Raw genomic sequence first — 22564 nt, 5'->3', positions numbered from 1 at the left:
CGTACGGCGTAGCGCGCCCGCCGGCTGCGTCCGGCGCGGTAGTCGGGAGAGTCCTCCCCGGGGCGACGACAGTGAGGATTCGTCGCGACAAAATCGCCACCGATCGACCCTTTTCGGGAAGGACGGAGCGACGATGTTGTTTGTCGAGCTGCTGGTGCCCAAGGGCATGTTCGACGAGTGGGAGCGCCGGGTGCTCGCCGGGCGGCTCACGGCGCGGCGTCTGCTGTCGCCAGGGGACGGCACGACACCCGCCGCGGACCCCGGTGTCATGGATCTGTTCGACTCGCTCTCCCACGTGGTGGTCCGTGAGGAGGACGTCTGGATCGCGGGCGGGAACCTGCTCGACGGCTCGCAGGACCCCTGGTATGTGGTGAACGTCATCGTCGGGCTGTGGGGCAAGGAGATGAGCGAGCACCTCATCTCCCGGATCACCGCCGAACTCGCGGAGGCGGAGGGGCGCCCCGAGCCGCGTGCCGTGGTGAACGTGATCAGTCTTCCGGAGGGCGGCTACGGCCTGCGCGGGCGGGTGCGGCGTTCCTCGGACTTCCTCGCCCTGATCGAGGAGGTTAAGACCGGATCGGCCGCGCACGTGCCGGACGGCATGGTCGTCGACCCGGTCTGCGGCGCCACCGTGCCGCTGGAAGAGGCGGTGATCCTGGAGCGCGACGGGCAGACCCACGGCTTCTGCTGCACCCATTGCCGCGGGCACTTCGTCAGAGAATCGAGCGCTGCGGGGGCGTCCTGACGGCGGCGGGCGGCCGACGCCCCGGAGGCGGCGCGCCGGGCCGGATCCCGGCTGAAAATTTCACCTGCTCGCGGCAGGTATGCCCAGCTCAGCCGGGGTGACGCCCGCCGCGTCTTTGACTTAACCGGTCCAGTTCACGACGCTTCGCTCCGGTCTTCTATGGAAGGACGGAGCATGCGACGGAGAGGCGCGATCCTCGCCGCACTGGGGCTGATCGCCGCAGGCGGACTCGCCTTGGGCAACACGCCGGCGGCCCAGGCCGCCGTGGCGTGCAAGGTCACCTACACGGCCAGTCAGTGGCAGGGCGGCATGTCCGCCAACCTGAGCATCCAGAACCTGGGCGACGCCCTGAGCGACTGGACGCTCACCTTCACGTTCCCCGACAGCGGTCAGAAGGTCACCCAGGGGTGGTCGGCCACCTGGAGCCAGTCGGGCAGCGCCGTGACCGCGACGGCGATGGACTGGAACAGGTCCCTGCCCGCCGGCGGCTCGACGAGCATCGGCTTCAACGGATCCTGGTCAGGAAGCAACCCGGCGCCGACCGGCTTCACGCTGAACGGCGTCGCCTGCGACGGCAGCACGCCGTCGCAGTCCCCGTCGGCCTCGCCCTCGCCTTCCCGCTCGCCGAGCCCGTCGCCGAGCCCCTCGCGGAGCCCGTCCCCGAGCCCCTCGCCCTCGACGTCGCCCAGCCCCTCCACCAGCCCCTCCACCGGGGCGGCGCCGAAGCTGAAGGTGTCGGGCAACAAGATCGTGAACGCCGTGACCGGCACGCCGTACCGGCTGCTGGGCGTCAACCGGTCGGGCGGCGAGTTCATGTGCGTCCAGGGCCGCGGCATCTGGGACGGCCCGGTCGACAACGCGGCGATCGACGCGATGAGGACGTGGAACGTCCGGGCGGTCCGCGTCCCGCTGAACGAGGAGTGCTGGCTCGGCCTGAGCAACATCCAGTCCTCGTACGGCGGCGCCGCCTACCAGAGCGAGGTCAAGGCGTACGTCGACCGGCTGGTCGCCAAGGGCATCACCCCGATCGTCGAGATGCACTGGAACTACGGCCAGTACACCGGCAACTCCTCGGGCTGCTCCGACGTCCACGCCTCCTGCCAGAAGCCGATGCCGGACGCGCAGTACGCCCCGCAGTTCTGGACAGGGGTGGCGAACGCGTTCAAGGGCCGTGACGAGGTCGTGTTCGACCTGTTCAACGAGCCCTATCCGGAGCGCGCGACCGGCGGCGCCGCCTCGGGGTGGGCCTGCTGGCGCGACGGCGGCACCTGCTCCGGCATCCCCTATCAGGTGGCGGGCTTCCAGTCCCTGGTGAACGCGGTGCGCGCCACCGGTGCGACCAACATCATCATGCTGGGCGGCCTGGCCTACTCCAACGACCTGTCGCAGTGGCTGCAGTACAAGCCCACGGACTCGCGGAACAACCTGGCCGCCGCGTGGCACGTGTACAACTTCAACTCCTGCGTCAGCGCCTCGTGCTGGGACGGCCAGCTCGCGCCGGTGGCGGCCCAGGTTCCGCTGGTGGCCGGGGAGATCGGTGAGAACACCTGCTCGCACGGGTTCATCGACCAGGTCATGAACTGGTTCGACGCCAAGGGCCTGTCCTACCTCGGCTGGACCTGGAACACCTGGGACTGCTCCACCGGCCCGTCCCTGATCAGCGACTACAACGGCACCCCGACCGCCTTCGGGGCCGGGCTGCGGGCTCGCCTGCTGTCGTCCTGATCCCGATACGTGGCGTGCCCTCCTTCCCTCCAGCCCCCCGGGAAGGGGGGCGCGTCACATCTGACTTTGCCACTTCATGGGAAGTTCGTCCAGAAAGTAAAACTTTCGCCTGAGATGTCGAGATTTGGGGTGTTCTTGGCTTAGTGTCCGGTTACCCAACCGTGACCAGTCAGGAGATCCCCCATTTCCAGCTACGCGGACCCCCACAATGCCCTCCGGGAGCAGATGAGCCCGGCGAAGGGCGAGACGCACCACGCGACCGCCGTGTCCCCGCACCGGCAGGACGCCTCCGCCCGCCCCGCCCCGGCGGGCTCCCAGGACACACCCACCGACGGCGCCGACGCGGCCACCGCGCCCGCCGTTCCCGAGGTCGGCTGCCCGACCGCCGAAGGCCACACCGTCCTGTACGCCGGCAAGACGACCGCGTCGTACTTCTGGGACGACGGGTCGGGCGTCAACGGCGACACCGGCGCCCCCGCGTCGGGCGAGCCGATGCAGGAGGGCCTGGCCGCCAGCCCGAGCTGGCCGATGGGCACCAAGGGCTATGTGGTCTACAAGGGGAAGAAGGCCGACTTCTTCATCGGCGACCGCGGCCCCGGCGTTCCCTCCAGCAGCGGCGTCATGCTCGACCTCGACGGCAAGACGTTCGCCGATCTGACCGGCGGCACCTGGAACACCGGCTCGCTCACCGTGGAGGACGCGGACGGGCTCGGCCACATCCCGGTGAAGTACGTGATCACCCAATGGGGCAAGGGCCTCGGCAAGACGGGTGCGCCCAAGCCGTTCTCGACGGGCGCGTACGGGGTCAAGGACCAGCCGAAGCCCCCGCCGCCCTGCCCCACCACGGCTCCCGCTCCCTCCGCCGCTCCCGCCGCGCCGCAGGACTCCGCTCCCACGTCCACGCCCGGCGTGAAGGAGAGCCCGGCCCCCGTGGCGCCCGTGGCCTCCGCGTCCGTGGCGCCCGCCGCGCCGGCCGTGCCCGCGCCGCCCCCCTCGCCGGACACGCCGGACACGCCGGCCATGCAGGCCGAGGCGGCCGTGGCCCAGATGTCCCCGCTTCTCGGTACGACAAGGGCGAACCCCGCCCCCAACCCTGCCCCGAACCCTGCTGCGAACCCTGCCGCGAACGCCGCCGGGAAGACCATTCCGAAGACCGCGGACGAAACCACGGAGAAGACCACCACGAAGACCACCGCGAAGACCGTCACGGAGACCGTGAAGGCGGCGAGGACCGGCGAGGTGACGGCCTCCCCGGCGTTCACCCCCGCGTCGGCCGTGGACGGGCAGCTGGAAGAGGCGGCCGTTCCCGCCTTCTCGGTCGCGATCGTGGTGTGCGCGCTCGCCGCCGTGGGCGCCAAGGCCGTGCTGAGCCGGCCCGGCCACGCTCGCGGAACCTCGCACCAGCAGGGCGATCACCGCAACGGGTAGGGCCCCGGCGGCCCGCGGACCTCTACCGTTTGCGGCGCTTGAGCGCTCCGGCCACGCGCTTGAGCACGCGGTCCCACTCCGAGCCGAACGGGTTGTCCTGCACCAGGTAGGTCCAGGTGGCCGTGGGCCGCTTGAGGCCCTGCTCCGCGAGGTCCCGGGTGACGTCGGCCTTCTCGAAGGTCTCCTTGGAACGCCGCTCGACCTCGTCGAGCATCGCCCGGTAGGCCGGAACGGCCTCGCGGTTGAACTCGTCGAGCGGGTTCAGCCGCCCGAGGGCCCGCAGGTGGATGCCCTCGCGGAGGTCGGCGAGGAAGCCGAGGTGCTCGGTCCAGCAGCGGTCGAGGTGATACAGCACGATCTGCCGGCCGGCCCGTTCGACCGTCGCCTCGCCCGCCGTCTCGCACAGCTCGCGGTAGCGCTCCGGGCAGGCCTGCTCCAGGGCCCGCGCCCCCGTGTCGCCGTGCAGGACGCGGTCGCGCCGCTCCAGCACCTCCGCCCGCTGGCGCTCCTGCAGCCGCGTGTAGCGCCAGGTGTTGCGGTGGATCTCCAGGTTGACGCCCTCCGCCACGCGCTGGGCGTGTGCCACCAGCCCGGCGGCGTCCGCGGCCCGCACGACGCCGTCGCGGCCGGCCGCGGGCAGCGACTGGTCCTGCGCGTACGCGGTGAGGAGCGTGTCCTCTCCGCTGACGAAGAACACCGAGCCGCCGGGGTCGCCCTGCCGTCCGGCGCGGCCCCGCAGCTGGTCGTCCAGCCTGCTGCTTTCGTGCCTGCCGGTGCCGATGACGTAGAGCCCGCCGAGCGCGGCGACGTCCCGCTCCTCGTCCGGGTCGCCCGCGCCGAGCCGGATGTCGGTGCCGCGCCCGGCCATCTGCGTGGACACCGTGATCGCGCCGCGCCGGCCGGCCTTCGCGATGATCTGAGCCTCCTCGGCGTCGTTCTTCGCGTTGAGTACGGCCGCGCTCAGCCCCCCGGCCTCCAGGGCCTCGGCCAGGCGCTCGGACTCGGCGACGTCGAGCGTGCCGACGAGGATCGGCTGCCCGGTGGCGTGCCGGGTCTCGATCTCCTCCAGCAGCGCCCGCTCCTTGTCCTCCAGCGTGGCGAAGATCCGGTCGGGCTCGTCCACCCGTACGCACGGCTTGTTGGGCGGGATGACGGCGACCCTGAGGTCGTAGAACTCCCGCAGCTGATCGGCCACGGCGATCGCGGTGCCGGTCATGCCGCACACCTGCGGGTAGCGGCGGATGAGGCTCTGCACGGTGAGCGAGTCGAGGATCTCGCCCGTCTCCGACGCCGGCAGGTGCTCCTTGGCCTCGACGGCCGCCTGCAGCCCGTCCGGCCAGCGCTGCAGCACGGCGACCCGGCCGCGCGAGGTGTTGATCAGGTGGACCCGGCCGTCCCTCACGATGTAGTCGACGTCCCTGGTCAGCAGCGCGTGGGCGTGCAGGGCGAGGTTGACCTGGGTCACCACGCCGGGGTGCTCGTAGAGGTCGACCCCGAGGGCCTTCTCGACCGTGTCGGTGCCCTTGGGGGTGAGGAAGACGGCGCGCCCCTCCTCGTCGATCGTGTAGTGGTAGCCGCGCGACAGCCGCCGCACCAGGGCCGCCATCTCGGGCAGCGCCGTGCCGGGGTCGGCCGTGCCGGCCAGCACCAGCGGCACCCGGGCCTCGTCCACCAGGACCGAGTCGGCCTCGTCCACCAGCGCGACCTCGGGGGCGGGCACGACAAGTTCGGCCGGGCCGGTGCACAGGCGGTCGCGCAGCACGTCGAACCCCAGCTCGCTGACGGCTCCGTACGTGACGTCGCAGGCGTACGCCGCCCGGCGCTCCTCCGAGGTGGAGGTCTCGGCGATCCACCCGGCCGTGAGGCCGAGCGTCTCGTACAGCGGGCCCATCCACTCGGCGTCGCGGCGGGCGAGGTAGTCGTTGACCGAGACCGCGTGGACCCGGGCGCCGCGCAACGCGAACCCGGCCGCCGTCAGCGCGCCGACGAGCGTCTTGCCCTCGCCGGTGGCCATCTGCACGACGTGGCCCTCCAGCATGGCGAGCATGCCCACGAGCTGCACGTCGTAAGGCCGCTGGCCGAGCGCCCGGCGGGCGGCCTCCCGCATCACGGCGCAGAAGTCGGCGGAGCCGACCCAGTCGGGATCGACGGCCGCGGGGCGCAGGTCGGCGCGCCGGGTGACCTCGCCCTCCAGCTTGCCCGCCTCGGCCGCGATCCGCTGGAAGGGGGCCAGATCGACGCTTCCTGGTTTGTCCAGAAACCGCTTGATCCATTCGCCTACCCGTGCCACATCCGCTCCAACGACTCGCTTGCCGGACTGGTTCCACATGCCCGGTTCATGGTCCCACTATCGATGCCGATTTCCGTGGCGCACCTACCTGACACTCCCTGACAGGTATACGCGGAAAGATGGCCACCATGACAACGATCGCGAAGCTCATCGCCGTGACCATCGACTGCGCCGAGCCGAAGAAGCTCGCCGAGTTCTACTCCCAGATCACCGGGTTCCCCGTGCAGTACGCCGAGGAGGAGTACGCGGGGATCGGCGACGGCGCGACGAGCATCTACTTCCAGCGTGTGCCCGACCGGAAGGCCCCCTCCTGGCCCGGCCCGGACAAGCAGTTCCACCTCGACTTCCGGGTGCCCGACGTGGCCAAGGCGGTGGAGGAGTACATCGCGCTCGGGGCGACCAAGCCGGAGTTCCAGCCGGGCGACTGGGTGGTGCTCGCCGACCCGGAGGGCCACCTTTTCTGCGTGTGTCCGGAGAGGTCCTGACGGCCGACGGTCGCGCCCGGGTGAAGGAGGGGGGCCTGTCCACGAACTGGGTCCTGGAGCACGACAGCGCCATGCAGCTCGCGCTGGCCGGCGACCGCATCGGCCTGGTCCGGGCGGACGGCGAGGCGCTGGTGAAGGAGGGCGGGCTGTCCGCCACCTGGGTGACCGAGAACACCGGGGTCATCGACATCGCCCTGTCCAGCGGCGTCGACTGAGCCGCCCATGGCTCGTTCCCGGGATCCGCGCCGGTCGCGGATCCCGGAAAGCGGATCCGGGGGAGCTGGCCGGAAAGCCGGACTTGTGTCACGGGCTCCCTTGGCGCGTGCCGGGTCCCACTAAGCTTGCGTGGTGATTTCTCGACACGCCGGCGGGCGCGCATGACCTGGGTGGGAGTGGCCATCGCCCTCGTCGGCGCGCTGGGATACGCCCTGGGTGCGGCGCTGCAGCAGTTCGAAGCGGTGAGCGAGGGGGCCACCCTCGCTCTCGTCAGAAGGCCCCGCTGGTGGATCGGCGGGGTCATCGGTTTCACCGGGGCTTCCCTCCACGCGGTGGCGCTCAGCCTGGCTCCGCTGGTCGTCGTCCAGCCCGTGAGCGTGGCGACCCTCGTGTTCGCGGTGCCGCTCGCCGCGACGCTGCACGGCAGACGCCCGCGCCGGGCCGAGATCGCCGGGTCGATCGCGGTGGCGGTCGGCCTGCTCGGCCTCATGCTGCTGGTCCCGGCGCACAACGTGACTCCGGTCCTGTCCGACGCGCACGCCCTGGAGCTGATCGGCTGCGTCGCCCTGGTGGTCGCCGTCACGTTCACCGCGGCCCGCCGGCTGAGGGGCCCGGCGAAGGCGCTGCTGATGGCGGTCGGCGCCGGGGCGGTCACCGCGACCGTGTCCACCTTCGTCCGGGTCGTCGGCGGCGGGCTCCAAGGAGACCTCGGCCACCTGCTCCACTGGTTCACCCTGGCCATCCCCGTGCTGCTGGTCTGCGCCGTGGTGCTGCTGCAGAAGTCGTACGCCGTGGGCTACTTCGGCATCGCCTACGCCGGGGTCCAGGTCGTCGACCCCATCACCTCGGTCACCGCCGGAGCGGTGCTGCTGGGCGAGTCGCTGCCCACCGAAGTGGACAAGGTGATCCCCGCGCTGCTCGCGGCCGGCCTGCTGATCGCCGGGACGATCACGCTCGGCCGCCTCGCCCCCGACCATTCCAAGCCCGCTGCCGCACCGGCCGAGCCGGACAGGATCGGCGACCCGGTGGTCGCGTCCGAGGCGGCCTGACAGCTGCGGCCGCCGATCTCCTCGGCGGTTCAGGGCGACCAGGCGAAGATCTGGTCGCCCTGACGCAACGCGACCCCGGGCCCGAACCAGCCCGCCGCCCGCATCGCGCCGTCGCGCAGAGCGACCGCCGACGGGTTGCGCCACCGGGTGAGCCGGCCGATCGCCCGCGACCGCCGCACGATCGGCGTCGTCCGTGCCAGTCGCTCCCTGCTGTAGACGGCCAGCCCCGCGGCCAGGTCGCCGTGAGGTGAGACGCGCTCGGCGAGCACGACGGCGTCCTCCATGGCCTGGCAGGCCCCCTGCCCGAGATTGGGCGTCATGGGGTGGGCCGCGTCGCCCAGCAGCGCGACCCGTCCCGCGTGGAAGGCGGGCAGCGGGGTGTCGAGGCAGTGGATGTCGTGGCGGAGCACGGCCGCGGGGTCGGCGGCGTCCAGCAGCGCCGGGATCGGGTCGTGCCAGCGGCCGAACAACCGGAGCAGTTCGTCCCTCTCATCCGCCGCGCGCAGGCCCGCCGGAACCGCCGCAGTGGCGTAGCAGTACACCTGACCGCCCGCGAGCGGCATGACCCCGAAGATCAGCCCACGCCCCCAGGTCTCGGAGGCGGCCACAGTCTCGGACGCGCCCGTCACGCCGGCCGGCGGCACGATCGTCCGCCAGCTCGTCACGCCCGCGTAGACCGGCGCGGGATGCCCGGGGAACAGGGTCGAGCGGGTCCGGGACCTGATCCCGTCGGCCGCCACGACCAGGTCGGCCTCGATCGTCTCCGCCGCCCCCGACACGGTGACGCGGCCGGTCGCGGGATCGACGGACTCGACCCGAGTGTTCACCCGCAGGGCGCCCTGCGGCAGGCGTCCGGCGAGGATGCCGACCAGCGCCGGGCGGGTGAGCAGCACGATGGGGTCGCCATACCGGGCGGCGGCGTCCTCGGCGGTGGTCCGCGACAGCCATCGGCCGTCCGGCACCCGGATGCCGCTCTGGCCCTGGATGGCGGTGAGCTTCCTGACCTCGTCCCCGAGCCCGATCACGTCGAGCGCCCGGAGCGCGTTGGGCGCGACCGCCAGCCCGGCGCCCACCGGCTCGATCGAGGCCGCCTGTTCCAGGACCGTCACCGACCAGTCCTTCCGCGCCAGGGCGAGGGCCGCCGTCAGCCCGCCGATGCCCGCCCCGATCACCACCGCGTGCGCCATGCCCGCCTCCTAGTCACTACACCTGTAGTGAGGGTACTACAGCTGTAGTCCGCCTCTACGATGAGGAGGTGAGCACTCAGCGGGCGGTCGTCGTCGCGGACGCGGCCATCGCGATCCTGGCCGAGCGGGGGATGCGCGGCCTCACCCATCGGGCGGTGGACGAGGCCGCAGGGCTGCCGCCGGGCTCCACCTCGAACCACGCGCGCACGCGGGCGGCGCTGCTGGAGCTCGCCCTGGCCCGGCTCACCCAGCGCGAGGAGGCCGCGTTCGCCGTCGCGATGACCTCCGGCGGCCGGACGCCCGAGAGTGCGGGCGCAGTGGCGCGGCTGGCGGATCTCCTGGCGAGGACGACGCACGCGGCGATCACCGTGCACCGGGAGACCACGATCGCGCGATACGAGCTGGCGCTGGAGGCGAGCCGGCGCCCGGAGCTGCGCACGACGTACGACGAGATGGGGCGCCGGTTCCGGGAGCAGGCCGTCGCGGTGCTGGCCGCCGCCGGCTCGCCCGATCCGGTGCGGCACGGCCGGCAGATGGTCGCCTACGTCGAAGGGCTGCTGTTCGACGCGGTCGTGGGGGCGGGGAATGTGCCGACCCTCGAGGAGCTCGACGCCGCCTTCCGGGAGCTTCTCCGCATCGCGTCAGGACGGTGAGTCTCGCCGGTCGTGACGCGGCATCAGCCTCGCTGGAGTAGCAGGAGGTCTGCCAGGTGCCCGAGGTCGGCCGCACCGCTCCAGCCGGCAGGAGGAGCGCGAGAAAGTCCCGTCTAACGGGCGGCCAGCAGGCGGGCGCGGTGCGCAGGCCACTCGTCGTCGAGGATGGAATAGAGGGGGCTGTCGCGCCAGGTGCCGTCGGCGCGGCGGTACTGCCGCCGGAGCACGCCCTCCCGGACGCCGCCGATGCGCTCGATGGCCGCCTGCGACCGCAGGTTGCGGATGTCGGTCTTCAGCACCACGCGGACGAACCCCAGAGCGAAGGCGTGGTCGAGCAGCAGGACCTTGCACTCGGTGTTGACGGCGGTGCGCCAGTAGGCCCTGCCATACCACGTGGAGCCGATCTCCACGCTCTCGTCGAAGCCGCCGACGTCCCAGTAGCCGGTCGAGCCGATCGCCCGGCCGGTCTCCTTGAGGACCACCGCGAACTGGGTGGTGCGCGGGTCGGCGAGCAGCTTGTCCACCAGGCGGCGCGTGTCCTCCTCGGTCTCCGGCACCGGCTCCGTCCGGAACCGCCAGACCTCCTCGTCCTGTCCTGCGAGGAACAGGTCGGGCACGTGTCCGGGGGCGAGCGGCTCAAGGCGTACGGCGCGGCCGTCGAGCACGGCCGGCGCGGGCATCTTCGCGGTCATGCGCCCGACGTTATCGGCGACGTACGGTGCGAGCGGATGGCCACTTCGGGCGGAACGGCGAGGACCACTTGGCCGTGACCATGTCGACACACATACCGTCTGGTCGGTACGCTGACGGCGTGAACGCTGACCCGCCCGGCCTCGACCTCACCCGCCTCGCCGAGCACCTCCAGCGCGAGGGACTGACCGAAGGGCCGCTCACCGCGGAGCTGATCGTGGGCGGCAAGTCCAATCTGACGTACGTCGTCAGGGACGGCACGAGCACATATGTCGTGCGGCGGCCGCCGCTCGGGCACGTCCTGGCGACGGCGCACGACATGGGCCGCGAACACCGGGTCATGAGCGCGCTCCAGGACACCGGCGTTCCGGTGCCGCGCACCTACCACCTGTGCCGGGACCCCGAGATCATCGGCGCGCCCTTCTACGTGATGGAGCACGTCGTGGGCGGGCAGCCGCCGCTCACCCCGGCCCTCGCCCACGGGCTGGTGGACGTGCTGGCCGCGCTGCACTCGATCACCCCGGAGAGCGTGGGCCTCGGCGACTTCGGCAAGCCCGACGGCTTCCTGGAGCGGCAGGTCGCCCGGTGGAAGCGGCAGCTCGACGCCTCGCGCAGCCGTGAGGTGCCCGGCATCGACGACCTCTACGAGCGGCTCGCCCGCGACGTGCCCGCCTCCGGCAAGCCGGCGATCGTGCACGGCGACTTCAAGCTGGGCAACACGCTCATCGCCGACGGCGAGGTGCGGGCCGTGCTCGACTGGGAGATGTCCACGCTCGGCGACCCGCTCACCGACCTGGCGCTGTTCCTCCTGTACGGCGACGTCGCCTCGCTCGACCGGGGCGCGGCCGGGGAGGCGCCGCCCGGCTCCGAGCTGGCCGCCCACTACGGGGAGGCGTCCGGCCGCGACCTGTCCCGGCTCGGCTGGTACGTCGGCCTCGCCTGCTTCAAGCTCGCGGTGATCGCCGAGGGCATCCATTTCCGATACACGAAGGGGCTCACGGTGGGGGAGGGCTTCGCCGAGGTCGGCGACCAGGTCGCCCCGATCGTCGCCCGCGGGCTGATGGAGGTCTAGTGGAGTTCGGGTTCGACGCGACCACGGAGCGCTATCGGGAGCGACTGCTCGCCTTCATGGACGAGTGCGTCTACCCCGCCGAGCACGCCTTTCACGAACAGTCGGTCACCAGCGGGTGGAGTCCGCCGCCCCTGCTGGAGGACCTCAAGGCCGAGGCCCGCTCGCGCGGCCTGTGGAACCTCTTCCTGCCGCCATCCGACAGCCGGGACGAGCACGGCGCGGGACTGACCAACCTCCAGTACGCCCCGCTCGCGGAGATCATGGGCAGGTCGCCCGCCATCGCGCCGCCCGCCACCAACTGCGCCGCCCCCGACACCGGCAACATGGAGGTGCTGGCGGAGTTCGGCAGCGAGTGGCAGCGCAAGGAATACCTGGAGCCGCTGCTGGCCGGGGAGATCAGGTCGGCCTTCGCGATGACCGAGCCCGACGTCGCCTCCTCCGACGCGACGAACATCGCGACCTCCATCAGGAGGGACGGCGGGGAGTACGTCGTCAACGGCCGCAAGTGGTTCATCACCGGCGCGATGAACCCCGACTGCCGGGTCTTCATCGTGATGGGCAAGACCGATCCCGAGGCGCCCAAGCACCGCCGGCAGAGCATGGTGCTCGTCCCGCGCGACGCCCCCGGTCTCACCGTACGGCGCGGCATGACGGTCTTCGGCTACGACGACGCCGACCACGGCGGCCACGCCGAAGTGGTGTTCGAGGACGTACGCGTGCCGGTGGACAACCTGATCGGCGAGGAGGGCGGCGGGTTCGCCATCGCCCAGGCGCGGCTCGGGCCGGGGCGCATCCACCACTGCATGCGGCTCATCGGCATGGCCGAGCGGGCCGTGGAGCTGATGTGCCGCCGGGTGCTGACGCGGGAGGCGTTCGGCAAGCCGCTGGCCCGGCAGGGAGTGATCCAGGACTGGATCGCCGAGTCGCGGGTGCGCATCGAGCAACTGCGCCTGCTGGTGCTGAAGACGGCCTGGCTGATGGACACGGTCGGCAACAAGGGCGCGCACACCGAGATCCAGGCCATCAAGATCGCCGGTCCGGCGACGGTGGAGTGGATCCTGGACAAGGCCATCCAGGCGCACGGCGCCGGCGGGATCAGCCAGGACTTCCCGCTGGCGGCGCTGTGGGCGGGCGCGCGGTCGCTGCGGTTCGCCGACGGCCCCGACGAGGTCCACAAGCGGTCGCTGGCCTACCGCGAGCTCAAGAAATACATGGGGTGATGTGTCGTGGCATGGGATGAGGCGTCGGTCGCCGAGCGCGCCAGAGCCTTCCTCGCGGAGCACGACCCGGCGGCCATGGACCGCCTGGAGTTCCTGCGCGCCCGATTCGACGCCGGGCTGGCCTGGGTGCACTTCCCCGAGGGCCTCGGCGGGCTCGGCGCGCCCCGGGATCTGCAGGCCGTGGCCGACCGGGAGCTGAGGGGCACGCCCGACAACCAGCCGGGCCGGATCGGCATCGGCCTCGGCATGGCCGCCCCGACGATCCTCGCGTTCGGCACCGAGGAGCAGAAGAAGCGCTTCCTGCGGCCGCTGTGGACGGGCGAGGAGGTGTGGTGCCAGCTGTTCAGCGAGCCCGGCGCCGGTTCCGACCTCGCCACGCTCGCCACCCGCGCCGTACGCGAGGGCGACGAGTGGGTGGTGGACGGCCAGAAGGTGTGGACGTCGAGCGCGCACACCGCCCGCTGGGCCATCCTCGTGGCCCGCACCGACCCGGGCGTGCCCAAGCACCGCGGGCTGACCTACTTCGTGTGCGACATGCACGCCCCCGGCGTCGAGGTGCGCCCGCTGCGCCAGATCACCGGTGAGGCCGAGTTCAACGAGGTCTTCCTCACCGGGGTGCGGCTGCCCGACGCGCTGCGGCTGGGCGAGGTGGGCGACGGCTGGCGGGTCGCGCAGACCACGCTGATGAACGAGCGGGTGGCGATCGGCGGCGCCCCCGCCCGGCGCACGATGATGGGCGTCGTCGCCGAGACCTGGCGCTCCCGGCCCGAGCTGCGCACGCACGACCTGCACCAGCGGCTGCTCAAGCTCTGGGTCGACTCGGAGGTCATGCGCCTGACGGCCGTACGGCTGCGCGAGCAGCTCGCCGCCGGGCATCCGGGGCCGGAGGGCTCGGGCATGAAACTGGCCTTCGCCCGGCTGCACCAGGAGCTGTCCGGCATCGAGGTCGAGATGCTGCGCGAGGACGGCCTGGCCTACGACGACTGGACGTTCCGCCGCCCCGACAAGGTCGACTTCATCGGCCGGGAGGCCGGCTACCGCTACCTGCGCGCCAAGGGCAACTCGATCGAGGGCGGCACCTCCGAGATCCTGCGCAACATCATCGCCGAACGCGTCCTCGGCCTGCCCGCCGAGCCGCGCGCCGACAAGGACGTCGCCTGGAAGGACCTTCCCCGATGACGCTGCTGTACACGGAGGTGGAGGAGGAGCTGCGGGCCGCCGTGCGCGACCTGCTCGCCGACAAGTGCTCCCCGTCGGCCGTGCTCGGCCGAGTCGAGTCCGGCACGCCGTACGACGCGGAGCTGTGGAAGGCGCTGGCCCGCGACATCGGCGTGGCCGGGCTGCTGATCCCCGAGGAGCTCGGCGGCTCCGCCTCCCGTAAAGGCGGCGCTTCGGCCCGCGAGGCCGCCGTCGTGCTGGAGGAGCTGGGCCGCGCCGTGGCTCCCGTGCCGTTCCTGAGCAGCGCCGTCCTGGCCACCCAGGCCCTGCTGACGGCCGGGGGAGACATCGCGGAAGAGCTGCTGGGACGCCTGGCCGCCGGGGAGGCGACGGCCGCGCTCGCGGTGTCGTTCGCCGCCTCGCCGTACGCGCCGCCGAATCCGAGTCATCGAAACGGGGTGACCCTTGGCGAGGACGGCACGGTGACCGGCACGGTCACCGGGGTGATCGGCGCGGAGGTCGCCGACGTCCTGCTCGTCCCCGTCCGGCTGGCGCAGGGCACGGAACCGTGCGTGGCGCTGTGCGCGGTGGAGGCGTCCGCCGCGGTCCGGGTGACACCGGTCACCTCGCTCGACCTGACCCGGCCCATCGCGACCGTGTCGTTCGCGTCGGCGCCGGCGCGGGTCGTCGCGAGGGCCGACGGGCTGGAGGTGCCGTGGGTGTGGGAGGCCCTGGTGCGCGGCGCCGGGCTGCTCGCCTCGGAACAGCTCGGCGTCGCCGAGTGGTGCCTCACCACGACGGTCGCGTACGTGAAGGAACGCAGGCAGTTCGCCCGGCCGGTGGGGTCGTTCCAGGCGGTCAAGCACCGGCTGGCCGACCTGTGGCTCGAGGTCGTGGGGGCCAGGGCGGCGGCCCGCAACGCCGCCGCCGCGCTGGCGGACACGGCCTCCGCGGGACCGCTCGGCGACGACGCCGCGGTGGCCGTCGCGGTGGCGCAGGCCCATTGCGGAGCGGTGGCGGTGCACGCCGCCGAGGAGTGCGTGCAGCTCCACGGCGGTATCGGGATGACCTGGGAGCACCCGGCGCATCTCTACCTCAAGCGGGCCAAGGCCGACCAGATCGTACTGGGCACGCCGGGTGATCACCGCGAGGCGCTGGCCGGCCCGGCGGACCTCCCCGCGCCCGTCTGAGCTGTGTTTCCGGTGCTCAGGGTCGCAGCGAGTTGAGCAGGAGGTCGGCGAAGTGGCGGCCGACCTCCTGGCCGGTCAGCGGGCCGTCGGGGTGATACCAGGTGCCGAGGTGGTGGACCGAGCCGAAGAAGAAGTCGACCACCATCTCGGCGGGGATGTCGTCGCGGAAGACGCCGGCGCGCTGCCCCTCGACGACGAGGTCGCGGAACCGCTCGTGGTAGCGCCGCCGCTCGGCCCGCACGCTCTTGTACGTCTCCGGCGCGAGCTGGTGCATCGACCTGAAGAAGATCTTGGAGTCGTCCAGGTTGTCGACCGTGGTCACCACCACGTCGGTCGCCGCCGCGTGCAGCCGCTCGGCCACCGGGCCCTCCGCGTCGGCGAACCGGTTGAGGCGCTCCATCTGCAGGCGCAGCACCCGGGCGTAGATCTCGTGGAGCAGGTCGTCCTTGGAGTCGAAGTAGTGGTACATGGCGCCCTTGGTGACGCCGGCCGCCGCGACGATCTCCTGCACCGACGTGCTCTCGAAACCCCGCCCGGCGAACAGCCGGGTGGCCTCGGCGAGCAGGCGCTGCCGCACCGGCTCCTCCAGGGACCCGTTCGCGGGGCGCTCCCCGTTCGCGCGATCCCCCGTTACGCGGCGGGCCATGCCGACCTCCTTCGTCTCTCGGCTCAAGCATACCGACTGGTCGGTCAAGCGTCGGCACTGGCGTAATTGCGCTACTTCCCTCACCTTAGGAGGGTTGGGATTCCCGCTCGGGTATCCCGGAGAAAGCCGCATGCCTAGTGTGGGGGGTTCGCGTGCCGAATGGGTCTATTTACGTCCCGAAGGACGAGAAGTTCACCGGTGCCTCGCCGCAGAACCTGTACGAGACGTTCTGGTTCGCCGGACGCAAGAACCGGATCCGGGTGCGGGCCGCGATCACCTTCGCGGGGTTCGTCGTCGGCAACCTGGTGGGCCCGCGGCTCGGGCTGAACATGTTCGCCGCCGGCCTCGGGCTGGCCGCCCTCGCGGGCGGCACGGACCTGTTCATCGCCTGGCGCCTGCACGAGCGTACGGCGGTGTGGCGGGGCAAGCGCCGCGGCGAGGTGCGCACCGGGCGGTTGCTGCGTCTCGGGCTGCGCCGGCACGGCTACCGGGTGATGGACGGCCGGGCCGTGCCCGGCGAGGCGTCGATCGACCACCTCGTCATCGGGCCGGGCGGTCTGTGGATCGTGGACAACGAGGCGTGGTCGCCCGACACCCTGATCGCGCGGTACGGCGAGCGCCTGTTCTTCGACGAGAAGTTCGGCACCTCGGTCGCCAAGGGCCTCATCTCCGCCGCCGGTTCGATGGCCGCGCTGCTGACCAAGGAGACCGGCATCGAGGTCTCCATCGCCCCCGTGCTCGCCGTGCACGGCGGGAAGATCAAGGCCAGGGGCGGCACGCTGCACGGAGAGGGGCTGACCGTCGCCTACCCGGGCAGGGTGGCCCGCTGGATCCGCACCCACGGTTCCGCCGAGTTCACCGAGGAGCAGATCGAACTGCTGGCCCGTACGGCGGCCCGCATCCTGCGCCGCATGAGCTGAGCACGCCGACGCGGGCCGGAATCGATTCGGGCGAAGGGTCTCGATTCAGGCCAGGATTCAGGCCAGTGTCTCGACGAACGCGGCGAGCTGCACGACGTTGCGGCACTCGTGCATGGGAACGACCGAGCCGTACGACGTGGCGAGCGAGTCCCCGGTGTCCCACTGGGCCCGGGGCTCGGGGTTGAGCCAGTAGGCGTGCCTGGCCTGCCCGGCCAGCCGCTTCAGCGTGCCCAGCGCCGGGACCTGATAGTTGGACCTGGCGTCGCCCAGGATCAGCAGCGACGTCCGGGGGCCCACGGCGTCCGGGAAGCGTTCGGCGAAGCGCTCGAAGACGTGGCCGTAGTCGGTGCGGCCGAACCTGACGATGTCGGCCTCCTCCGTCAGGCGGGCGATGGCGTCCAGCACGTCCGCACCCGGGGCGAACAGGTCCGTGATCTCGTCAACCGTGTCCACGAACGCGAACGCCCGCACCTTGGTGAACTGCTCCCGGAGCGCGAACGTCAGCAACAGCGTGAAGTGCGAGAACGTGGAGACCGAGTCGCTGGCGTCGCACAACACGACCAGCTCGGGGCGGTGGGGGCGGGGCGGGCGCATGTGGGTGGTGAGCGGCACCCCGCCCGTGGACAGCGAGGCCCGCACGGTGCGCCGGAAGTCGAGCCGCCCGCGCCGCCCCCGCTTCTGCCTGATCGACAGCCGGGTGGCCAGGCGGCGGGCGAGGGGATAGACCTCCCGGCGCAGCCGGGCCAGCTCCTCCTTGGTCGCGCGCAGGAAGTCGACCTGGTCGATCGGCGGCCGGACCGCCGACCTGGCGATCTTCTCGATGCCCGACTCCTCGGCGATCCTTCGGCGTACGTCGGAGGCGACCGCCTCCGTGAACGCCTCGACGGTCCGGGAGATGTGCCGCCTGGCGACCTTCTCCGGCAGGCCGCCGCGCTCGTCGAGCATGGCGTTCAGCATCCGGGCCACCAGCGTCTCGGGCGACAGTGCGCGCAGCACCGGGAAGGAGAACCACGACTGCCTGCCGGGCGCGGCCTGGACCTGCCCGAACCGCCCCACCATCGCCCGGGCGAACTCCCGGAACGCGGGATCGGCCGGATCGCCCATCAGCAGCTCCGCCAGCCGCTCGCGCAGCTCGGGCAGCTCGGCGTCCTCGGCGACGGCGGTGCCTTCGGCGCCGCTGATCACCGGCGGGAACCACAGGTCGAAGAGCAGGTCGAACCCCGGCCGGTGCGCGGGCCGCTTCACCAGGGTCGCGGCGTACGCCTCACGCAGCGTCTCCCGCTCGGCCAGGTCGATGACCATGAGCGCGTGTGCCGCGTCCAGCCCCTCGGCCGGGGAGACCGGCAGCCCGGCCTCCCGCAGGGCGTGGACGAACCCCACGTGCCGGTCCACGAGGGACGCCTGAGTCGTCATGACCGCGACGGCAGGCCGAGCTCCTTGGCGGCCCGCACCTGGTCGGAGTTGTGCTTGAGCACCACACCCAGCGTCTCGCCGATCAGCGCCTCGTCCAGCTCCGTACGGCCCAGCGCGATCAGGGTGTGCGCCCAGTCGACGGTCTCCGCGATCGACGGCGACTTCTTCAGCTCCAGCGCCCGGAGCGTGGCCACCGTACGGGCGAGCCGGTCGGCGATGCTCGCGGGCAGCCCGGGCACCTGCGTGAGCATGATGTCGCGCTCCCGCTCCGGCGTGGGGTAGTCGAGGTGGAGATAGAGGCAGCGGCGCTTGAGCGCCTCCGACAGCTCGCGGGTCGCGTTCGAGGTCAGCACGACGTAGGGCCGGCGCGCGGCGGTGATCGTGCCCAGCTCGGGGATCGTGATCTGGTAGTCGGACAGGATCTCCAGCAGCAGCCCCTCGACCTCGACGTCGGCCTTGTCGGTCTCGTCGATGAGCAGCACGGTGGGCTTCTCGCTCCTGATGGCCTTCAGGAGGGGGCGCTCCAGCAGGAACTCCTCGGAGAAGATGTCGTCCCAGGCGCCGTCGTCGGCCTGGATGCGCAGCAGTTGCTTCTTGTAGTTCCACTCGTACAGCGCCCGCGCCTCGTCCAGGCCCTCGTAGCACTGCAGGCGGATGAGCCGCGCGCCGGTGGCCTCCGCCACGGCCTTGGCGAGCTGGGTCTTGCCCACTCCCGCCGGTCCCTCGGCCAGCAGCGGCTTGCCCAGCGCCCCGGCCAGGAACACCGATGTCGCGATGCCGTCGTCGGCAAGGTAGTCGACGGCCGCCAGCCGCTCCCGGACCTCGTCACGCGAGGCGAACCACATGTGCGCTCCCAACCGCTGATACCGAATGTTGTTCTACTCTAGCCCGATTTCGACTGATCTGATTTGGACTGCTCTGGGGTGTGCGATAGCCTCTAAGGGCTTTGCGCCGCTAGCTCAGTTGGTTAGAGCAGCTGACTCTTAATCAGCGGGTCCGGGGTTCGAGTCCCTGGCGGCGCACCCTGTCGAAAGCCCAGGTCGGTATATCCGACCTGGGCTTTCGTTATTCACTGATCGTCTCGGCGGCGCGGGTTCGGCGTCGGCCGAAAGTGCTACTCAAACGGCGCCGACCGCACCTTCGGCCGATACCGCGCCAGGCCCGGGCCCCGCAGGATCGAGCCATGCCATACGAAGATCCGCATGCTGCGCCGAGAGCCGAGGCCCCCACCAGGCATGACAAGGGTCGTCCGGCTCTGCCCGACCGTCGTCACAGCCGTGGAAAGCCGGCGCTCCGGACTCCGATCCTGCGGGCCGGCCTGGCCGCGGTCGCAGGACTGCTCACCCTGACGGTTCCCGCCTCCTGGACGCCGGCGTCCGCCTCTTCCGGACACACCTCCGCCGGCTCTTCGGTCACTTCGAGCAGCACACCGTATCTGCCCGAGCCGACCGGTCCCCATCCGGTCGGCACAACGTCCCTGCGTCTGAACGACACCTCGCGCCCTGACCCCTGGGTCCCCCAGGCCAAGTCGAGGGAGCTCATGGTCTCCCTCTGGTATCCGGCGAGGTCCCGGAACGGACGGCGTGCGCCCTACGTGACGCCCAAGGAGTCGGAGCTCATCCTGAAGGGCAAAGGGGTGACGGGCGTGCCGTTCGACGTGCTGAGCAGAACGCGGACCCACGCGTTCAGCGGCGCCGAACCGGCGGGACGTGGACACACGCTGCCCCTTGTCGTGCTCTCTCCCGGCTTCACCGACCCCCGAAGCTCGCTCACCGCCCTGGCCGAGGAACTGGCGAGCAGAGGCTACGTGGTGGCCGGCATCGACCACACGTACGAGACCTTCGCCACCACATTCCCCGACGGGCGGCTGGCCACCTGCGCCGCGTGCGAACTCGAAGGCGTCGACGACTTCGGTGAGAAAGCGGTGGAGAACCGGGCGGTCGACGTCTCCTTCGTGATCGATCAGCTGACCGGTCCGCACGCCAAGTGGAAGGGCGCTTCGCTGATCGACGTGTCCAGGATCGCGATGGCGGGCACGTCCCTCGGAGGCGCGAGCGTCGCCGAGACGATGCTGAAGGACCGCCGGGTACGCGCCGGAATCAACATGGACGGCCTCATGTTCGCCCCGATCCCCGCGAGCGGGGTGGCGCGCCCGTTCCTGTTCCTGGGCCAGCCGTTGCACAGCCCGGGCGGCACGGACGCCACATGGGACCGCGACTGGGAACACCTGACCGGATGGAAGCGCTGGCTCGTGGTGGCCGGAGCGGTACATCCGTCCTTCAGCGACTACGACCTGCTGGCCCAGCAGATCGGGGTCGACCTCGGCAGTGAGCTCGCCGGAAGCCGCTCCGTGGACATCACCCGCAGGTACGTCCTGGCCTTCTTCGACCTGCACCTGGGCGGTAGGCCACAGCCCCTGCTGGACAGGCCCTCGGCGCGCTACCCCGAGGTCGGGTTCTGCTCGCCGGAAACGAAGACCTGCACATAGAGAGGAGGACTGTTGATCAGCGGGTCCGGGGTTCGAGTCCCTGGCGGCGCACCACGTCAGGAAGCCCAGGCCGTTCGGCCTGGACCTTCCGCGCTACCCGGGTGGCGTGCAGGGACGCGAGCAGCCGGATTCGTTCGTCGTCGGCGGTGCCTGGCTCGGCCGTGTAGACGAGCAGGACAGGACCGGGATTGCCGGGCAGGGGATAGACGTCCCAGTCGAGGGTGAGGTCACCGACCTGAGGGTGCCGGAACAGCTTCGTCCCGTGGACCGTCTCACGCACCTCGTGCCGGGCCCAGAGCCGGCGGAAGTCCGCGCTGCGGATGCTCAGCTCGCCGATGATCGTCGTGGCGCGCGGGTGGGTCGGGTCGGTGGCGACGGCGGCCCGCAGCATGCCGATGTACTGCAGGGCGGTGGTCTCCCAGTCGGGGCAGCGCCCACGGGTCCCGGGATCCTCGAACAGTGCCATGAGCATGTTCCGCCGCCCCGGCGGCAGGGTTTCCGGATCGCCGAGCAGCGCCTCGGCGAGCGTGTTCCACGCGAGCACGTCGAGGTGCCGGCCGAGCACGACCGCGGGAGTGCTCATGACGTGCAGCAGGCGCCGGGTGCTGTCCGGCACGCGTTCGGGGGCCCGGCGGGTGCGGACGGCCGCCGGCCGCCGTGCCGCCCGGGCGAGGGTGAACAGGTGCCGGCGTTCCTCGTCGCCGAGGTCAAGCGCGGAGGCGATGGCGTCGAGCACCTCGTCGGAGGGCCGCACCTCACGGCCCTGCTCCATGCGCTGGTAGTAATCGGTGCTCAGCCCGGCCAGCAGCGCGACCTCCTCGCGCCGCAGGCCGGCCACCTTGCGCCGGGGCCCCGGCTCAAGGCCGACGTCCTGCGGGCGCAACCGGCCGCGCCGGGCACGCAGGAAGTCACCGAGTTCACGGGCGTACGGGTGATAGACGGCCATGACGACAGTCTGCCGGTGCTGTCCACGTCGAAGGTAGGTCTGGTGTTCCCAGGCAGACGCGTACGACCGAATTCCGGAGACCGCGACCTAGCGTCGTCGCCATGAGCGAATGGAACGCCAGCCACATCCCCGACCAGCACGGCCGGATCGCCGTCGTCACCGGCGCGAACTCGGGACTCGGCCTGGTCACCGCGACCGAACTCGCCCGGCACGGCGCGCACGTCGTGATGGCCGTACGCAACACCGTCGCCGCGGAGCGGGAGGCCGAGGCGATCCGGCGCTCCGCGCCACGGGCCGAGATCGAGGTGCGTGAGCTCGACCTGGCCTCGCTCGCGTCGGTGCACGCGTTCGCGAAGGATCTGACCGCCGGCTTCCCGGCGATCGATCTGCTGGTCAACAACGCCGGCGTGGTCCTCCTCGGCCCCGCCCGCACGACGGCCGACGGGTTCGAGCTTCAGCTCGGCACCAACATGCTGGGCCACTTCGCCCTCACCGGCCTGCTGCTCGACACCCTCGGCCGGGCGGACGCCGCACGGGTGGTCAGCCTCAGCTCGATCACCCACAAGAACGCCCACCTCGACTTCGATGACCTGATGTCGCGGCGCGACTTCAACGCCAGCCGGGCGTACGGCCGCTCCAAGCTCGCCACCACCGTCTTCGGCCTCGAACTCGACCGCCGCCTGCGCGCCGCGGGCTCACCGGTCGTCAGCGTCGTCGCCCACCCCGGGCTGTCGAGGAGCAATCTCACCCCCCGGGCCTGGGAGCACCGCGGCCGGATCGGGCAGATCTTCGCCCGAGGCGGGCTGCTGGTGACGCAGCCGGCCGAGCGGGGGGCCCTGCCCCAGCTCTTCGCCGCGACCGCGCCCGGCGTGCGCGGCGGTCAGTTCTTCGGACCGTCCGGCTTCCTTGAGATGCGCGGCCGGGTCGTGGAGGTCCGCCCCAGCGCGGAGGCGGCCGACCCCGACGTCGGGCGGCGCCTGTGGACCGCCGCCGAGGCGCTGACCGGCATCACCTACCTCTGACCCCGGCCCGGCCGGGAAGCC

At 71.7% G+C, this 22564-nt stretch carries 21 protein-coding genes and 1 tRNA gene; 15 read left to right on the top strand and 7 right to left on the bottom strand.

Translation table 11 applies throughout. The features are described 5' to 3' along the window. The first annotated feature begins 133 nt into the window (after positions 1 to 133). The 3 genes from HHX35_RS15090 (at position 134) to HHX35_RS43410 (ending at position 3898) form a co-directional block, all read left to right on the top strand. Positions 134 to 745: a hypothetical protein gene (locus HHX35_RS15090; protein ID WP_182899465.1), complete on the top strand. Its 612-nt coding sequence runs from the start codon at positions 134 to 136 to the stop codon at positions 743 to 745. A 174-nt stretch (positions 746 to 919) separates the two neighbouring features. Continuing rightward, positions 920 to 2470, top strand: a complete 1551-nt coding sequence (locus tag HHX35_RS15085; RefSeq protein WP_182899464.1) for a cellulose binding domain-containing protein — start codon at positions 920 to 922, stop codon at positions 2468 to 2470. 225 nt (positions 2471 to 2695) lie between these two features. Beyond that, entirely contained in the window at positions 2696 to 3898 is a 1203-nt protein-coding gene (locus tag HHX35_RS43410) for a hypothetical protein (protein WP_259405086.1), read from the top strand. 22 nt (positions 3899 to 3920) lie between these two features. Here HHX35_RS43410 and secA2 read toward each other — a convergent pair whose 3' ends face one another. Further along, on the bottom strand, positions 3921 to 6188 hold the full coding sequence (secA2, locus tag HHX35_RS15075; RefSeq protein ID WP_310739104.1) for an accessory Sec system translocase SecA2: 2268 nt from the start codon (positions 6186 to 6188) through the stop codon (positions 3921 to 3923). Positions 6189 to 6316: 128 nt separating this feature from the next. Between secA2 and HHX35_RS15070 the strand changes: the two genes are divergently transcribed. The 3 genes from HHX35_RS15070 to HHX35_RS15060 all read left to right on the top strand — a co-directional run bounded on the left by HHX35_RS15070 (position 6317) and on the right by HHX35_RS15060 (position 7938). Continuing rightward, positions 6317 to 6673: a VOC family protein gene (locus HHX35_RS15070; protein WP_139577076.1), complete on the top strand. Its 357-nt coding sequence runs from the start codon at positions 6317 to 6319 to the stop codon at positions 6671 to 6673. Next, positions 6655 to 6888 (top strand): hypothetical protein, encoded by a 234-nt coding sequence (locus HHX35_RS15065; protein WP_182899462.1) that lies wholly within the window; start codon positions 6655 to 6657, stop codon positions 6886 to 6888. Before HHX35_RS15070 ends, HHX35_RS15065 begins: the two co-directional genes overlap by 19 nt. 162 nt (positions 6889 to 7050) lie before the next feature. After that, positions 7051 to 7938 carry a DMT family transporter gene (locus HHX35_RS15060; protein ID WP_139577075.1) on the top strand — a complete coding sequence of 296 codons (888 nt, stop codon included), beginning with the start codon at positions 7051 to 7053 and terminating at the stop codon, positions 7936 to 7938. Positions 7939 to 7967: 29 nt separating this feature from the next. Here the strand turns inward: HHX35_RS15060 and HHX35_RS15055 are convergent, their stop codons facing one another. After that, the gene (locus HHX35_RS15055) at positions 7968 to 9125 is read right to left on the bottom strand and encodes an FAD-dependent monooxygenase (protein ID WP_182899461.1); all 1158 of its coding nucleotides are present in this window, start codon (positions 9123 to 9125) and stop codon (positions 7968 to 7970) included. Positions 9126 to 9193: 68 nt separating this feature from the next. Here HHX35_RS15055 and HHX35_RS15050 point away from each other — a divergent pair, with 68 nt between their 5' ends. Beyond that, complete coding sequence (locus HHX35_RS15050) at positions 9194 to 9778, top strand: TetR/AcrR family transcriptional regulator (RefSeq protein WP_182899460.1); 585 nt, start codon at positions 9194 to 9196, stop codon at positions 9776 to 9778. 113 nt (positions 9779 to 9891) lie between these two features. Here HHX35_RS15050 and HHX35_RS15045 read toward each other — a convergent pair whose 3' ends face one another. Next, positions 9892 to 10470 (bottom strand): GNAT family N-acetyltransferase, encoded by a 579-nt coding sequence (locus HHX35_RS15045; protein ID WP_182899459.1) that lies wholly within the window; start codon positions 10468 to 10470, stop codon positions 9892 to 9894. A 119-nt stretch (positions 10471 to 10589) separates the two neighbouring features. Here HHX35_RS15045 and HHX35_RS15040 point away from each other — a divergent pair, with 119 nt between their 5' ends. From HHX35_RS15040 to HHX35_RS15025, 4 genes are read left to right on the top strand one after another with little or no spacing between them, the layout of a single operon-like run. Next, complete coding sequence (locus HHX35_RS15040; protein WP_310739103.1) at positions 10590 to 11540, top strand: phosphotransferase family protein; 951 nt, start codon at positions 10590 to 10592, stop codon at positions 11538 to 11540. Continuing rightward, a complete protein-coding gene (locus tag HHX35_RS15035) occupies positions 11540 to 12760 on the top strand; it encodes an acyl-CoA dehydrogenase family protein (RefSeq protein ID WP_182899458.1) in 1221 nt (406 codons plus the stop codon). Before HHX35_RS15040 ends, HHX35_RS15035 begins: the two co-directional genes overlap by 1 nt. A gap of 6 nt (positions 12761 to 12766) precedes the next feature. Further along, entirely contained in the window at positions 12767 to 13939 is a 1173-nt protein-coding gene (locus HHX35_RS15030) for an acyl-CoA dehydrogenase family protein (protein WP_182899457.1), read from the top strand. Then, the gene (locus HHX35_RS15025; protein WP_182899456.1) at positions 13936 to 15108 is read left to right on the top strand and encodes an acyl-CoA dehydrogenase family protein; all 1173 of its coding nucleotides are present in this window, start codon (positions 13936 to 13938) and stop codon (positions 15106 to 15108) included. The genes HHX35_RS15030 and HHX35_RS15025 overlap by 4 nt, the downstream gene beginning before the upstream one ends. Positions 15109 to 15124: 16 nt before the next feature. On the opposite strand, the gene HHX35_RS15020 is transcribed toward HHX35_RS15025, so the two are convergent. Beyond that, positions 15125 to 15754, bottom strand: a complete 630-nt coding sequence (locus HHX35_RS15020) for a TetR/AcrR family transcriptional regulator (RefSeq protein WP_182899455.1) — start codon at positions 15752 to 15754, stop codon at positions 15125 to 15127. Positions 15755 to 15906: 152 nt separating this feature from the next. Between HHX35_RS15020 and HHX35_RS15015 the strand changes: the two genes are divergently transcribed. Then, entirely contained in the window at positions 15907 to 16674 is a 768-nt protein-coding gene (locus tag HHX35_RS15015) for a nuclease-related domain-containing protein (RefSeq protein ID WP_182899454.1), read from the top strand. Positions 16675 to 16731: 57 nt separating this feature from the next. On the opposite strand, the gene HHX35_RS15010 is transcribed toward HHX35_RS15015, so the two are convergent. Together HHX35_RS15010 and HHX35_RS15005 are read right to left on the bottom strand one after the other, a co-directional pair. Then, positions 16732 to 18087 carry a VWA domain-containing protein gene (locus tag HHX35_RS15010; protein WP_182899453.1) on the bottom strand — a complete coding sequence of 452 codons (1356 nt, stop codon included), beginning with the start codon at positions 18085 to 18087 and terminating at the stop codon, positions 16732 to 16734. Then, positions 18084 to 18932, bottom strand: coding sequence for a MoxR family ATPase (locus tag HHX35_RS15005; RefSeq protein WP_182899452.1), 849 nt, complete (start codon positions 18930 to 18932; stop codon positions 18084 to 18086). Before HHX35_RS15005 ends, HHX35_RS15010 begins: the two co-directional genes overlap by 4 nt. 103 nt (positions 18933 to 19035) lie before the next feature. Here HHX35_RS15005 and HHX35_RS15000 point away from each other — a divergent pair. Continuing rightward, positions 19036 to 19109: transfer RNA gene (locus tag HHX35_RS15000), tRNA-Lys, on the top strand. Positions 19110 to 19342: 233 nt separating this feature from the next. Next, positions 19343 to 20575, top strand: coding sequence for an alpha/beta hydrolase (locus tag HHX35_RS14995; RefSeq protein ID WP_310739137.1), 1233 nt, complete (start codon positions 19343 to 19345; stop codon positions 20573 to 20575). A 16-nt stretch (positions 20576 to 20591) separates the two neighbouring features. Here HHX35_RS14995 and HHX35_RS14990 read toward each other — a convergent pair whose 3' ends face one another. Continuing rightward, positions 20592 to 21521 (bottom strand): helix-turn-helix transcriptional regulator, encoded by a 930-nt coding sequence (locus HHX35_RS14990; protein WP_182899450.1) that lies wholly within the window; start codon positions 21519 to 21521, stop codon positions 20592 to 20594. A 101-nt stretch (positions 21522 to 21622) separates the two neighbouring features. Between HHX35_RS14990 and HHX35_RS14985 the strand changes: the two genes are divergently transcribed. Continuing rightward, the gene (locus tag HHX35_RS14985) at positions 21623 to 22543 is read left to right on the top strand and encodes an oxidoreductase (protein WP_182899449.1); all 921 of its coding nucleotides are present in this window, start codon (positions 21623 to 21625) and stop codon (positions 22541 to 22543) included. The last annotated feature ends 21 nt before the right edge of the window (positions 22544 to 22564 follow it).

Origin of the sequence: Microbispora sp. H10830, assembly GCF_014161375.1 — a bacterium.
GTDB classification, from domain to species: domain Bacteria; phylum Actinomycetota; class Actinomycetes; order Streptosporangiales; family Streptosporangiaceae; genus Microbispora; species Microbispora catharanthi.
This window is presented reverse-complemented; position numbering and strand designations above follow the sequence as displayed.